General features: G+C 62.4%; 10 protein-coding genes and 1 pseudogene. 7 read left to right on the plus strand and 4 right to left on the minus strand.

Annotated features, from left to right (window positions below; all coding sequences use genetic code 11):
• Positions 1-255 precede the first annotated feature (255 nt).
• The 4 genes and pseudogenes from FJ972_RS14205 to FJ972_RS14220 all read left to right on the plus strand — a co-directional run.
• Positions 256-1914 (plus strand): ABC transporter substrate-binding protein, encoded by a 1659-nt coding sequence (locus FJ972_RS14205; RefSeq protein WP_140495085.1) that lies wholly within the window; start codon positions 256-258, stop codon positions 1912-1914.
• A 149-nt stretch (positions 1915-2063) separates the two neighbouring features.
• On the plus strand, positions 2064-3098 hold the full coding sequence (locus tag FJ972_RS14210) for an ABC transporter permease (protein ID WP_140521245.1): 1035 nt from the start codon (positions 2064-2066) through the stop codon (positions 3096-3098).
• 12 nt (positions 3099-3110) lie between these two features.
• Entirely contained in the window at positions 3111-4268 is a 1158-nt protein-coding gene (locus FJ972_RS14215) for an ABC transporter permease (protein WP_140495091.1), read from the plus strand.
• A 52-nt stretch (positions 4269-4320) separates the two neighbouring features.
• Positions 4321-6618 (plus strand): annotated as a pseudogene (locus tag FJ972_RS14220) (dipeptide ABC transporter ATP-binding protein); the annotation flags it as partial.
• Positions 6619-7066: 448 nt separating this feature from the next.
• Here FJ972_RS14220 and FJ972_RS14225 read toward each other — a convergent pair.
• Both FJ972_RS14225 and FJ972_RS14230 read right to left on the minus strand, forming a co-directional pair.
• A complete protein-coding gene (locus FJ972_RS14225; RefSeq protein WP_140521244.1) occupies positions 7067-7657 on the minus strand; it encodes a transglycosylase SLT domain-containing protein in 591 nt (196 codons plus the stop codon).
• A 16-nt stretch (positions 7658-7673) separates the two neighbouring features.
• On the minus strand, positions 7674-7877 hold the full coding sequence (locus FJ972_RS14230; RefSeq protein WP_140516680.1) for a hypothetical protein: 204 nt from the start codon (positions 7875-7877) through the stop codon (positions 7674-7676).
• Here FJ972_RS14230 and FJ972_RS14235 point away from each other — a divergent pair.
• Together FJ972_RS14235 and FJ972_RS14240 are read left to right on the plus strand one after the other, a co-directional pair.
• Positions 7876-9414 carry a trimethylamine methyltransferase family protein gene (locus FJ972_RS14235; protein ID WP_140521243.1) on the plus strand — a complete coding sequence of 513 codons (1539 nt, stop codon included), beginning with the start codon at positions 7876-7878 and terminating at the stop codon, positions 9412-9414. The genes FJ972_RS14230 and FJ972_RS14235 overlap by 2 nt on opposite strands.
• A gap of 66 nt (positions 9415-9480) precedes the next feature.
• A complete protein-coding gene (locus FJ972_RS14240) occupies positions 9481-11907 on the plus strand; it encodes a GcvT family protein (RefSeq protein ID WP_140521242.1) in 2427 nt (808 codons plus the stop codon).
• Between the two features lie 21 nt (positions 11908-11928).
• Here FJ972_RS14240 and FJ972_RS14245 read toward each other — a convergent pair whose 3' ends face one another.
• Entirely contained in the window at positions 11929-12321 is a 393-nt protein-coding gene (locus tag FJ972_RS14245) for a DoxX family protein (protein WP_140495101.1), read from the minus strand.
• 200 nt (positions 12322-12521) lie between these two features.
• On the opposite strand from FJ972_RS14245, the gene FJ972_RS14250 reads away from it, so the two are divergent.
• The gene (locus tag FJ972_RS14250; protein ID WP_140495103.1) at positions 12522-13010 is read left to right on the plus strand and encodes a hypothetical protein; all 489 of its coding nucleotides are present in this window, start codon (positions 12522-12524) and stop codon (positions 13008-13010) included.
• A gap of 72 nt (positions 13011-13082) precedes the next feature.
• Here FJ972_RS14250 and FJ972_RS14255 read toward each other — a convergent pair whose 3' ends face one another.
• Complete coding sequence (locus FJ972_RS14255) at positions 13083-13859, minus strand: VOC family protein (RefSeq protein ID WP_140495105.1); 777 nt, start codon at positions 13857-13859, stop codon at positions 13083-13085.
• Positions 13860-14047 lie beyond the last annotated feature (188 nt).

A 14047-nucleotide genomic window follows, 5' to 3' on the forward strand; every position in this document is an offset into this window, starting at 1 on the left:
GACTTGGGCTGGCCCTCATCCTGGCGAGGGCTGGTCCTGTCGCAAACCGTGCCAATGTCTCAGTTTAATCGCCTGAAGAGATTTAGTGGAAATCCGTCGCGCACTAGCAATTTTGCGCCAAGACTGTCGCTATCACGCGAACCGCTCCCCCTCCAAAGTTGCACATTCGTCATATGTTCCCAACCATGCCGTCTTTGACATCATGGCCTGGATGCGGAATGTTAATCGGCGGAAAGCCAACAATGGGAGTTAGTCATGACAATCTACAAGAGTAATGGCGATAGCGTTCCGGATCACATCCTGGCCATGGCCGAAGAAGCCAAGTCGGGTAAGGTCGATCGCCGCGAATTCCTCGCGCTTGCCAGCGTCTTCGGCGCTTCGACGGCCATGGCCTATGGCCTTCTGGGGCTCGCCGCCCCGACGCCGGCCAAGGCCGAGGACGTGCAGGGTAAGAAAGGCGGCGTGCTCAAGGTGGCAATGTCGGTCAAGGATCCCAAGGATCCGCGCACGGCCGACTGGTCGGAAATCTCCAATGCCGAGAGGCAGGCGCTCGAGCCGCTGGTGAAATACACCCACCAGTACACATTCGCGCCCTATCTCCTGGAAAGCTGGGACATCAATGACGACGCCACCGAGTACACGCTGCATGTGCGGCCGGGCGTCGAATGGAACAATGGTGACAAGTTCACCGCCGACGACGTGATCTACAATTTCACCCGCTGGGCCGACAAGGCCGCGGAAGGCAACTCCATGCCGGGCCGTCTCGGCAGCCTCGTCGATGACAAGACCAAGAAATTGCGCGAAGGGTCGGTCATCAAGGTCGACGACATGACCGTCAAGCTGAAGCTCACCAAACCCGATATCGCCATCATCCCCAACCTGACCGATTATCCGGCACTGGTGGTGCACAAGAGCTTCGACGAGAAGGGCGCCAACTTCAAGAACTGCCCGATCGGTACGGGTCCGTTCGAGCTCGTCTCCTACGACGTCGGCCAGAAGGTCGTCTACAAGCGCCGCGAGACCGGCAAGTGGTGGCAGGGCGAAGCCTTCCTCGATGGCGTCGAGTTCATCGATTACGGCACCGATCCGGCCGCAACGGTTTCGGCCTTCGAATCGGGCGAAGTTCAGACCAACCATGAGACGACCGCCGACTACGTCAAGATCATCGCAGACGTCGGCGCACCGCCTTCCGAGGTCGTGACCGCCGCCACCGTGGTGTCGCGCTTCAACGTCAACGCCAAGCCTTATGGCGACCAGAAAGTGCGTCAGGCGATGTGTCTGGCCGTCGACAACTCGGTGGTGCTGCAGCTCGGCTACGGCAATGCCGGCACGCCGGCCGAGAACCACCATGTCGCGCCGATCCATCCCGAATATGTCGAGCTGCCCAAAATCAAGCGCGACATCGCCAAGGCCAAGCAGATGCTGACGGAAGCCGGCGTGATCGATTTCGAACACGAGCTGATCAGCAACGACGAGGACTACCACAAGAACACCACGGACGCGATCGCGGCCCAACTGCGCGAGGCTGGCATCAAGGTGAAGCGCACCGTGCTGCCGAGCTCGACCTTCTGGAACGACTGGACGAAATATCCGTTCTCGGAAACCAACTGGAACATGCGTCCACTTGGCATCCAGGTCATCGCCATCGCCTACCGCTCGGGTGAAGCCTGGAACGAGACGGCCTACGCCAATCCGGACTTCGACAAGAAGGTCAACGAGGCGCTCGGGATCGCCGACGCGGAGAAGCGCAAGGTGGTGATGAAGGACATCGAGCAGATGCTGCAGGATTCCGGCATCATCATCCAGCCTTACTGGCGCAAGCTCTACATCAACATCAAGCCCGAGGTGAAGAACCACTCGATGCACCCCACCTACGAGCACGACTTCGGCAAGGTCTGGCTCGATCAGGCGTGACCCACAGCCTGTCGGGAGCGGGGCGCCAGCGCCTTTCGCTCCCGCGGCATCGCCGCCGTTGCATTGGATGCAGCGGCGGCGTGACGTCACAAGGTTTTTGATACAGGGTTGAACCTATCTGACCCCAACCCGGCCGGCAGGGGGGTACAATGTTCTCATTCATCGCCAGACGCATCGGCACGATACTGCTCACGATGCTGTGCCTGACGCTGGTCGTCTTCTTCCTCGTCAATCTGGAACCCAACCTGAAGAAGCTGGCGATCAGCCAGACCGAGATGCACACCTCGGCCGAACAGCTGGAGAGCTGGCTGGTCAATCATGGCTACCGGCAGAACTTTTTCGTGCGCTACGGCCAATGGCTGGGCGTCGTGCCCAAGCAGCCGGTAACCGATCCGGCGACCGGTAAGCCGGCGCAGCGCTTCTCCTTCTGCAATGATCCGGCCGAGCCGAAGTTCTCCGGCGTGCTCCAGGGTGATTTCGGCTGCTCGACCAAATTCAAGACCACGGTGGGCGCCAAGCTGTTCCCTGCGCTCGGCGCCACGGGCATCCTGATGTTCTGTGTGCTGGCGGTGATGGTGCCGGTCTCGCTGCTGATCGGCATCCTGGCCGGCATGCGCGAGGGGTCGCGCACCGACCGGGTGCTGTCGGTCGCCTCGATCGCCTCGACGGCGACGCCCGAATACGTATCGGGCGTCATCTTTACCGTCATCTTCGCCTCCTGGCTTGGCTGGCTGAACGGATCCGCCGCATCGGCAAGCCAGGGCATCACCTTCTATAACTTCACGCTGCCGGTGATCACGCTGGCCATCTACGGCATCGGCTACATCGCGCGCATGACGCGTGCCTCGATGGTCGAGGTGATGACGCAGCAATATATCCGCACCGCCCGGCTGAAGGGTCTTTCCTTCAAAAGCGTGGTGGTCAAGCACGCGCTGCGCAACGCTCTGATCGCGCCCTTCACCGTGATCATGCTGCAGTTTCCGTGGCTGCTCACCGGCGTCGTCATCGTCGAGGTGATGTTCCGATATCAGGGCTTCGGCTACACACTGGTCGAGGCCGCCGGCAACAACGACATCGACCTTTTGCTCGGCTGCTCGCTGGTCTCGGTGTTCATCGTCCTGATCACGCAGCTCATTTCCGATGTCGGCTACGCGTTCCTCAATCCGCGCATTCGGGTCCAGTAGGGGAGACGGCGCATGCAAGCCCAATATATTGGCGCCTCCACCGTCGTCCTTGAAGTGCTCTGGCGCTTCTGGCCGGTCTGGCTCGCGCTTCTCATCGTCATGGGCGCGAGCTTCCTCTACAAGAAGAAGCTGGCTCTCTACGGCCAACTGTTCGACAGCGGCGTCGGCATAGCGGGGGTGGCCATCTGCCTGTTCTGGCTGTTCACGGCGATCTTCGCCTCGACCATCTCGCCTTTCGATCCGCTCGGCCAGATTCCCATCATGAAGGATACACTGCCCGGAGCCATCGAACCGCAATCGGGCCTCGCCTATCTGTTCGGTGGCGACAAGCTCGCCCGCGATGTCTTTTCACGCATGGTCTATGGCAGCCAGATCGTCCTGATCATCGCGCCGGCGGCGACCGGCTTCGCGCTTATGGTCGGCATCACGCTCGGCCTGCCGGCCGGCTATTACGGCGGCAAGATCGATACCGTTTTGTCGTTCCTGGCCAATCTCGTGCTGGCCTTCCCGGTTATCCTGCTGTTCTACCTCCTAGTGACGCCGGGCATCATGGACACGCCGATCCCCTACGCGCTGGCCGGCGTTTTCTTCCTGTTCCCGATCATTTTCTTCTGCGTGCTGTTCTGGACGCGCTACAAGAACCGTTCCGACCGGATCTACATCCTGCTCGGACTGACGCTGGTGGTCGGCGGCTGGATCTATGCCGGCCTGGTGTTCGATGCCGACCCGCTGAAGATCGTGCATATCGATCCCAACCAGCTCAACATCTTCGTGGCGGTGGTGTTCGCCTCCAGCCCGGGCGTGTTCCGCATCGTGCGTGGCCTGACCATGGATATCAAGACGCGGGACTATGTGGCGGCGGCCCAGACGCGCGGTGAATCGCCATGGTACATCATGCTGTGGGAGATCCTGCCCAATGCGCGCGGACCGCTGATCGTCGATGCCTGCCTGCGCATCGGCTACACCACCATCCTGCTCGGCACGCTGGGCTATTTCGGCCTCGGGTTGGCGCCGGAAAGTCCCGACTGGGGCACGGCGATCAAGGATGCCAGCCGGCTGCTGCGTTCCTTTATCCACCCGGCACTGCCGCCGACGATCGCGCTGATGTCGTTCGTGCTGGGGCTAAACCTGCTCGCCGATTCCCTGCGCGAGCAATCGATGAAGGATTGATGGCGGGGTCCTCGACCCTACTTGCCCGGAAAACCAAGGATTGGAGCGACCCATGAACGAGGCAGTTCGAAATCCGGCCAGGCCGAACAATGGGCCGATCATCGAGATCGAGAACCTGTCGATCTCCTTCTTCACCCGCAAAGGCGAGATACCGGCCGTGATGGATTTTTCCTGCACGGTCATGCCCGGCGAGGCGATGGGCATTGTCGGCGAATCCGGCTGCGGCAAGTCGACCGTGTCGCTCGGCATCATGCGCGACCTCTCCAACATCGGGAAGATTGTCGGCGGCAAGATCAAGTTCCAGGGCAAGGACATGGGCGAGCTCTCCGAGGAGGAGCTGCGCAGCATCCGCGGCAACAAGATCGCCATGATTTATCAGGAGCCGATGGCGAGCCTGAACCCGGCGATGAAGATCGGCCAGCAGCTAATGGAAGTGCCGCTGATCCACGACAAGGTGTCGAAGGAAGAGGCCTATAAACGTGCGCTCGAAATGGTGCGCTCAGTGAAGCTTCCCGATCCGGAACGCATGATGCGCTCCTATCCGCACCAGCTTTCCGGCGGCCAGCAGCAGCGCATCGTCATCGCCATGGCGCTGCTGTCGAAGCCGGCGTTGCTTCTCCTCGACGAGCCGACGACGGCGCTCGACGTGACGGTGGAGGCGGGCATCGTCGAACTGGTCAAGGGGCTGGGCGAGAAGTTCGGCACCTCGATGATCTTCGTGTCGCACAATCTTGGCCTGATCCTGGAGACCTGCGACCGCATCACGGTGATGTATTCGGGCGAGGCCGTCGAGACCGGCAAGATCAAGGACGTGTTCGACCGGATGCGCCATCCCTATACGCAGGGCCTTTTCCGCTCGATTCCGCTGCCGGGCGCCGACAAGAACTCGCGGCCGCTGATCTCGATCCCCGGCCAGCTGCCCCTGCCGCATGAAAGGCCGAAGGGCTGTAATTTCGGTCCACGCTGCCACCATTTCGTCGAGGGCGTCTGCAACGCCGCCGAAATCCCGATGATCGAAGTCGCGGGACATGAAGGTCATTTCTCGCGCTGCGTGCGGTTCAACGAAATTGATTGGGACGCCCTGCCGCCCGGCGCCAAAAAGGTCAATGAGAAGGTCGTGCCTGGCGCACCGGTACTCAAGATCGAGGACTTGAGAAAATACTACAAGGTTGGCGGCAGCGAGGTGTTCGGCTCAAGCGAGGGCCGCGTCGTCAAGGCCAACGAGACGATTTCGTTTACGGCGCGCGAATCCGAAACCGTCGCCATTGTCGGCGAATCCGGGTGCGGAAAATCGACGCTGGCCAAAGTACTGCTCGGGCTCGAGACGGCGAGCTCCGGCAAGGTCACGCTCGCCAACAAGGAAATCCAGTCGACCGGCATCGAGAGCCGCAGCGTCGACACGGTGTCGTCGATCCAGATGGTGTTCCAGAACCCGTTCGATACGCTCAACCCCAGCCATTCGGTCGGCTCGCAGATCATCCGCACACTGGAAAAATTCAACGTCGGCAAGACCGTCGCCGACCGGCGCAAGCGCATGCTGGAATTGCTTGACCTGGTGAAGCTGCCGCGCGCCTTCGAGAGCCGCAAGCCGCGCCAGCTTTCGGGTGGCCAGAAGCAGCGCATCGGCGTGGCGCGCGCCTTTGCCGGCGATGCCAAGGTGGTGGTGGCCGACGAGCCGGTCTCGGCGCTCGACGTGTCGGTGCAGGCGGCGGTGACCGAGCTGCTGATGGACATCCAGCGCAAGAACAAGACGACGATGCTGTTCATCAGCCACGATTTGTCGGTCGTGCGCTATATCGCCGACCGGGTCGTCGTCATGTATCTCGGCTATATCGTCGAGCAAGGTACGACCGACCAGATCTTCGCGCCGCCCTATCATCCCTACACCGAGGCACTGCTTTCGGCGATCCCGATCGCCGACACCAGCGTGGTCAAGAAGCACATCGTGCTGGAGGGCGACATACCCTCGGCGATGAACCCGCCGACAGGCTGCCCGTTCCAGACGCGCTGCGGCTACAAGAGACTGGTGCCGGATAATCTCTGCGAAACCAAGGTGCCGCCGGTAAAGAACCTGGGCGGCGGGCACATGAGCCTGTGCTGGCTCTCGGACGACGTTCTGGCGACGATGGAGCCAGTGATCAAGTTCGACAAGCAGCATGCCGACCATGAGGGCGTGCCGGACGACGCGCCGCATGGGGCCGGCCCGGGCTTTGCCGGTCAGCCACCCAACCGACCACATGGCAAGACCGCCAGTGCGGAAGCCAGCGCGGTGGGAGAGGACGCCGAGGAGACAGAAGCCGTGTGGCGAGCCCGCCGCCACGAGGTGCGCGACGAGGTCTCCGAAACAGGTGCACCGGCGACCGATGCCAACGCGACCTCCGCGCCTTTCACGCCGAGAACGCTCGGCGAGGGCCGCCAGGCAGAGAATGCGCGTGTCGCACCAATTAGCGGCCGTGCGGCCAGACCAGGCGCGGCGCGTGATGGCGCGGCCGACAGGAACCGACCCGCCGGCATCTCCAAGCCTGCCAAGCCGGACGACTTGAAATTGATATCCGGCGTGGGTCCGAAGACGGAAGCCATCCTCAATGGCCTCGGTATCTTCACCTACGCTCAAATTGCCTCGTGGAAGAAGGCCGAACGGGAGTGGGTCGACGACCATTTGAGATTCCAGGGCCGCATCGAGCGCGAGGACTGGGTCAAGCAGGCGAAGGCGCTCGCCAAGGGCGGCGAGGCGGAATACATCAAGGTGTTCGGCAGGAAGCCGCGCTGACAGGCGCTGTCGTTGTAGCGGGAGCCCTTTAGCTGCCGCACTGCCTTAGCTGTTCGGCATAGTCGCGGGCCATCTTGTCGGTGGCCCGGGCATAGCTCTGGACGCCGGAATCGCCACGATTGCCGCGGCCATAGGCGGTCCAGCCGAGATAGTAGGCAAGGTAGAGATTGTAGGTGTCGTTGCGGGCGACGCCGTAGGTATCCGCTGTCTTGGAATGGTACCAGCCGACGAAATCGACGGCGTCGGCGAATTTGGTCCGGCGCGCCGCCCAGTTGCCGGTTTCGCTCTGATATTGCGACCAGGTGCCGTCCAGCGCCTGCGAGAAGCCGGTGGCCGACGAGACGTGCTTCCATGGGATGAAACCGAGCAGTTTGGTGCGTGGCGGCCGGGCGTTGCTCTTGAATCCCGATTCCTTGCGCACGGTCGCCATCAGCACGGGGACGGGCACGCCGTATTTCTGCTCGGCGCGTTCGGCGGCCGACTGCCAATTGTCGAACCAGCCGTCATTCTGGTCGAAGACGGCGCAGACATTGTTGATGTGGCTGGGGGCCGTCGCACAGGCCGAAAGTGCCAGCAGCATACCAACCGCTACAATTTTACTAAAACTCGACCTACGCATCGGCAGAGCAATAGGCTCAAATCATAAAGGGAATCTTGCTGCCCTCGTTAACGGGCCGCCGATGCGGGCGCTTCAGAAAAATGCCATATTGATCACCCGACATATCTTGTCGCTTTTCATAAATCGATGTTTCGAAAATGCCGCCTCGGTTAAAATCGCGCCCGCAAACGGCGTATTTCTGACAGCTGGCGCGGTTTGCCGAGGCTTTGATGCCTGGCATGAACGAACCAAGACGCAAGCGCGGCGCCGAGCGCACCAGCAACCGGGGACCAGGGCCTATCCCGCAGCTGCCGGCGAGGCGGGTGACCAATCCTTATCCGCCGATGGCCTTGCTGTCGCCCGACCAGATCGAGGCGATCCACCAGGCGTCGATCCACATATTGGAGAATTTCGGCATCGAGGTGATGAGCCCGCGGGCGCTCTCGCTGTTCGAGCAGGCCGGTGCCAGCGTGGACCACGCGTCCGCGAACGTGCGCATTGACCGCGGCATGGTCGACGAGGCGCTGAAGACGACGCGGTCCAATTATTCCCTTACACCGCGCAATCCGGCCAACGCCGTTCATCTCGGCGGCAACACAATCAATTTCACGCTCGTTGCGGGGCCGCCCAATGTGCACGACATGGCGCGGGGCCGCCGCCCCGGCAATTTGCGCGACTATGCGGACCTGACCCGGCTGGCACAGCATTTCAACTGCGTGCACATGCTCGGCAACCAGGTCTGCGCGCCGGTCGAATTGCCGGCCAATTCGCGCCATCTCGACACCTATTTCACCAATCTGACGCTGACCGACAAAAGCTTCCATGTCTCGGCGATCGGCCGGGGCAGGGCGCTGGACGGGATCGAGATGATGGCGATCGCGCGCGGGCTGACGCTGGACCAGTTGCGCGACGATCCCGGCATCGCCACCATCATCTCGGTCAACTCGCCGCGCCGTTTCGACGAGATGATGGCCGAGGGGCTGATGACGATGGCCGAATTCGGCCAGTCTGTGGCAGTGACGCCGTTCACGCTGATGGGCGCGATGAGCCCGGTGACGCTGGCCGGTGCGCTCGCGCAGCAGAATGCGGAAGCACTGTTCGGCGTAGTCCTGACGCAACTTGTACGTCCGGGCGCGCCGGTCATGTATGGCGCCTTTACCTCCAATGTCGACATGAAGTCGGGCGCGCCGGCCTTCGGCACGCCTGAAAACACCAAGGCCAACATCGCGTCGGGGCAATTGGCACGGCGTTACGGGCTGCCCTACCGGACAACGCCGGGCTCGGCCTCCAACGCCGCCGATGCGCAAGGCGCTTACGAGACGTTGATGGCGCTGTGGGGCGCTGTGCTCGGCCACGGCAACCTCGTCTATCACGCCGCCGGCTGGCAGGAGGGCGGGCTGACGGCGTCGTTCGAGAAATTCATCATCGACGTCGAAATGATCCAGCACATGATGGAGTTTTTGCGCCCGATCGTGGTCGACGAGGCCGAGCTTGCCGTCGAGGCGCTGGGCGCGGTGCCGACCGGCGGCCATTTCTTCGGCGAGCCGCACACGCTGGAACGTTATGCGACGGCCTTCTATCAGCCGATGCTTTCGAACTGGCAGAATTTTGAAGCCTGGCAGGAAGCCGGCGGCCTCGACGCAACCGCGCGCGCCACGCGGTTGTGGAAGAAGGCGCTCGAAGACTATGTCGAGCCGCCGATGGACGTCACCGTGCGCGAAGCGCTGGAGGCCTACGTGACCAAGCGCAAGGAAGCGATTGGGGCGGGCGAGCCGTGATGCGCCACGAACGTCCCGTTTTGAATCATCTAGCCCATCCAACTCACTGATATCAGAGAAGAACCCATGAAATCGCATGCAAAGGTCGTGGTCATTGGCGGCGGGGTTGTCGGGTGTTCCGTGCTGTTCCATCTCGCCCGCCATAGCTGGACCGACGTCGTGCTTCTGGAGCGAGACGAGCTGACTTCAGGCTCGACGTGGCACGCGGCCGGCGGCATGCACACGATCAATGGCGATCCCAACGTCGCCAAGCTGCAGAAATACACGATCAACCTCTACAAGGAGATCGAGGAGCTTTCCGGCCAGGCGACCGGCGTGCATCTGACCGGCGGCGTGCTGCTGGCGGCGACCGAGGCACGGCTCGACTGGCTGCGTGGCGTCGTCGCCAAGGGTCGCTATCTCGGCATCGATCTCGAAGAAATCTCGCCGAAAGAAGCGGCCGAACTGATGCCTCTGCTCGACCCCAAGCAGTTCGTCGGCGCTGTCCGCAACAAGGAGGACGGCCATCTCGATCCCTCCGGCGTCACCCATGCCTATGCCAAGGCTGCGCGTAAGCTGGGCGCCGAGGTCGAGCGCTTCACCAAGGTCGAGGACATCGTGCGGCGTCCCGACGGGCTGTGGCGCGTCATCACAAACAAGGGCGAGGTCGTGGCCGAGCATGTCGTCAACGCCGGTGGCCTTTGGGCGCGCGAGGTCGGCCGCATGGTCGGGCTCGAACTGCCGGTGCTGGCCATGGAGCACATGTACCTGATCACCGAGGACATGCCGGAGGTCGCCGCCTGGAACGCCAAGACCGGCACCGAGATCATCCACGCCGTCGATTTCGACGGCGAGCTCTATCTGCGCCAGGAGCGCGGCGGCATGCTGATGGGCACCTATGAGAAGGCCAACAAGGCATGGTCCGAGCACCAGACGCCGTGGAATTTCGGCCATGAATTGCTGGAGCCGGACATCGACCGCATCGCGCCGTCGCTGGAAGTCGGCTTCCGGCATTTCCCGGCCTTTCAGAACACCGGCATCAAGCAGATCATCAACGGACCCTTCACCTTCGCGCCTGACGGCAACCCGCTGGTCGGGCCGGTGCGCGGTTTGCCGGGCTTCTGGGTGGCCTGCGGCGTCATGGCCGGTTTCAGCCAGGGCGGCGGCGTTGGGCTCGCGCTGTCCAACTGGATGATCGAGGGCGATCCCGGCGCCGACATCTGGGCCATGGACGTGTCGCGCTATGGCGACTGGGCGACGATGGCCTACACCAACGCTAAGGTGCGCGAGAACTATTCCAGGCGCTTTTCGATACGCTTCCCCAATGAGGAATTGCCCGCCGGACGGCCGCTGAAGACCACGCCGGTCTATGACCTGCTGTCGGCCAAGGGCGCGCAATGGGGCGTGTCCTATGGGCTGGAAGTCCCGCTCTGGTACGCGCCCGAAGGCGTCAAGGACGAGTTCTCGTGGCGTCGCTCGAGCGATTTCGCGCATGTCGGCAGGGAGGTTGCAAACGTTCGCGGGGGCGTCGGCCTCGCCGAGATTTCGAATTTCGCCAAATACGGCGTGACAGGCGAGGGTGCTGCCGCATGGCTCGACCGGCTGCTCGCCTGCAAGCTGCCGAGGCCAGGCCGCATGACGCTGGCGCCTATGCTGAAGGAGGACGGCAAGCTCATCGGCGATTTCACGCTGGCCAATCTCGGCGGCGAGGAGTGGTTCATCGCCGGTTCCGGCATTGCCGAGCAGTACCATATGCGCTGGTTCGAAGAGCATCTGCCCGCTGATGGTTCTGTCCGCATCGAGGCTTCGGGCGCGAAACTCACCGGCCTTGCCGTCGCCGGGCCGAAGGCGCGGGACGTGCTGGCCAAGGTCACGCGGACGGATGTCTCGAACGCCGCCTTTCCCTTCATGGCCATCGGCAAGATGGATATCGGCATGGCGCCGTGCCTGGTAGGCCGCGTCAGCTACACCGGTGATCTCGGCTATGAAATCTGGGTGGCGCCGGAATATCAGCGCGCGGCGTTCCAGGCGCTGATGGCGGCGGGCGAGGAGTTCGGCATTGGTCTGTTCGGCTCCCGTGCGCTGAACGCACTGCGGCTGGAAAAGAACTATGGCTCGTGGGCGCGCGAATACCGGCCGATCTACGGACCGCTGGAGGCAGGGCTCGATCGCTTTGTCGCCTATGGCAAGGAAGCCGATTTCATAGGCAAGACCGGGGCGTTGGCAGAGCGCAGGCAGGGCGGCAAGCTCAGGCTGCGCGCCTTCATCGTCGAGGCTGCCGACGCCGATGTCATCGCCGACGAGCCGATCTGGTTCGGCGGCACGGTGCGTGGCTGGGTGACGTCAGGCGGCTATGCGCATCATTCAAGGAAATCGGTGGCCATGGGCTACGTGCCGAAGGAGATCGCCGAGGAGAGCGAAGGCTTCGAGATCGAAATCCTCGGCAAGCGCCACGCCGCACGCATGCAGCCGGTGCCGCTGTTCGACGCCAATTTGGAGCGGATGCGGGCGTGAACAATCCGCATCCGGCTCGCATCAGGCAGCGCGGCGATTGTCGAGCGCAAAGGCGCCAGGACCGGCGAAGAACAGATAGAGGAAGATGAAGCAGAACGAGATCGCCAAATCGCCGCCATTGTTGACCGGGAAGAAGCCGCGCGGCATGTGCGCCATGAAATAGGCGATCGCCATCTCGCCCGCCAGAAGGAAGGCGACTGGGCGGGTAAACAGCCCCAGCGCGAGCAGGATGCCGCCGGCGAACTCGAGAATGCCGGCTGTCAGCGTCAACCCGCTGAGGGCGTGGGGTTCGGCGCTTGCCGGGAAATTGAACAGCTTCTGGCTGCCATGCTCGATGAATTGCAGCGCGGTTATGATGCGCAGAACGCCGAGCGCCTGTGGCTGGTATCGGGCCAAGCCTTCAAAAAGCGCCATCTGAAACTCCGTTTTCACCCCCCAGGTCCGGCCTAGATTATCGCCCCGAGATGGACCATTCACTTCCCGCTACCGGACATCAACAATCGGTGATGCGAGATGTTCCGCAACGCGTCGATATTTTCTCCCTAAGGTTGCATTATTATCCCTCTGGTTGTATCGATCTGTAGATAGTTGAAATCGTTTGGGGGTCTCTCGCTATGAAAAAAGTCGTCATCAGCTTTTTCGCAATCCTTGCCGGTACCAGCTTCGCGATGGCCGAGGATGCCGGCTGCGAGGCTTTCAAATGGCCGGTAACGCGCGAGCAGGCGCTGTTCGCCGCGCCTCCTTCTGCTGCGTCGGGGACGACGCTGGCGGTCGGCGCTGCCGCCGATCTGGTTCTGGTGCCGGCCGAGACAGCGGAATTCGCCCTCCCGCCGGAACGTGCCCCGGCGCCTGGCACGTTCGGCGCTGTCGCCAGCATGGTTGTGCCGCCGGAAGGGGGCATCCAGATAAGCCTGTCGGGCGAAGCCTGGATCGATGTCATTCAAGACGGCCATACCGTGAAATTGGCCGGCTACAGCGGGGTCAAGACCTGTCCGGACATTCGCAAAAGCGTTCGGTTCAAGCTTGCGCCCGGCCCGGCCACCGTCCAGTTCAGCGGTGCAAAAAAGGCAGGCCTGAAAGTCGCGGTGCTGACGCCGGAATAGCTCGGCGCCAAGCGAGGACACGGCCCTCAATCTTACGATCAAAGGCCGTCCTCCTGTGCGACGTTGAGCCCCTTACCGTCCGGGCGCCATCAAGGCGAAATGGGCGCCTTGCGGATCCTGGCACTGCACGATCCAGCTGCCGCCGGGGACCTCCATCGGGCCCATTAGGATCTTGCCGCCATTGTCGGTCACCTGTTTTGCCGCCGCGTCGATGGCGGTTACGTTGAAATAGAACTGCCAGACCGGCACCGGGATCTGTTCGGGTTTGTTCATGATGCCGCCACCGGATTCGGGGCCGGCCGCGAAGGTTTGATAGGTTCCCATCGGCCCCATGTCGAAATCGCCGGCATTGGTCCATCCGAACTGGCTGGAATAGAAGTCGAACGCGGCCTTCCAGTCGGTTGTGTAAAGCTCGTGCCAGCCGATATGGCCCGGCGTGCTGGCCGGCACGACCGGCTGGTCGGGCCCGTTCGGCTGCAGGAACATGAAGGTCGCGCCTTGCGGATCGGCGACGACGGCGAAGCGGCCGACGCCCGGAATGTCGTCGGGCTGGCGATGAACGGCGCCGCCGGCCTTCTGCAGCGACGCCGCGGCAGCATCGACATCCCTGGTGTGGATGTAGCCAAGCCAGGCGGGAGGCATGCCCATCTTGGCGGCATCCTCAGGCATCGTCATCAGCCCGCCGACGCCACGCTCGCCGACATTCATGACGATGTAGCGCGGCATGCCGGGAGCCTTGTCGAAGGCTTGCGCGGTCCAGCCGACCACCTTGGTATAGAACGCCTCGGCGGCGTCGAGGTCTGATGTCATCAATTCGTACCAGAAGAAGGGCATTGGGGATTTCGGCATCGTCGGTCTCCTCACCTTTTGCGTCGATCGTCCTTCGATCCATCATAGGACGATCCTCGAGACGGAAATCCGACAGCGGAGGAAAAATTGCGGCTCGACAGGCATGCCATGATTACGGCCTGCCGCTTAGCGGACCGTCCTTCCTCGAAGGTTCGACATTCGCGCATTACGATATTAAACGTGAACTA

The organism is Mesorhizobium sp. B2-1-1 (assembly GCF_006442975.2).
GTDB lineage: Bacteria > Pseudomonadota > Alphaproteobacteria > Rhizobiales > Rhizobiaceae > Mesorhizobium.

Bases quoted from the DNA above. Each gene is read 5' to 3' on its own strand.
- FJ972_RS14205 (WP_140495085.1), top strand. From the start codon at position 256: ATGACAATCTACAAGAGTAATGGCGATAGCGTTCCGGATCACATCCTG.
- FJ972_RS14210 (WP_140521245.1), top strand. From the start codon at position 2,064: ATGTTCTCATTCATCGCCAGACGCATCGGCACGATACTGCTCACGATG.
- FJ972_RS14215 (WP_140495091.1), top strand. From the start codon at position 3,111: ATGCAAGCCCAATATATTGGCGCCTCCACCGTCGTCCTTGAAGTGCTC.
- FJ972_RS14225 (WP_140521244.1), bottom strand. From the start codon at position 7,657: ATGCGTAGGTCGAGTTTTAGTAAAATTGTAGCGGTTGGTATGCTGCTG.
- FJ972_RS14235 (WP_140521243.1), top strand. From the start codon at position 7,876: ATGAACGAACCAAGACGCAAGCGCGGCGCCGAGCGCACCAGCAACCGG.
- FJ972_RS14230 (WP_140516680.1), bottom strand. From the start codon at position 7,877: ATGCCAGGCATCAAAGCCTCGGCAAACCGCGCCAGCTGTCAGAAATAC.
- FJ972_RS14240 (WP_140521242.1), top strand. From the start codon at position 9,481: ATGAAATCGCATGCAAAGGTCGTGGTCATTGGCGGCGGGGTTGTCGGG.
- FJ972_RS14245 (WP_140495101.1), bottom strand. From the start codon at position 12,321: ATGGCGCTTTTTGAAGGCTTGGCCCGATACCAGCCACAGGCGCTCGGC.
- FJ972_RS14250 (WP_140495103.1), top strand. From the start codon at position 12,522: ATGAAAAAAGTCGTCATCAGCTTTTTCGCAATCCTTGCCGGTACCAGC.
- FJ972_RS14255 (WP_140495105.1), bottom strand. From the start codon at position 13,859: ATGCCGAAATCCCCAATGCCCTTCTTCTGGTACGAATTGATGACATCA.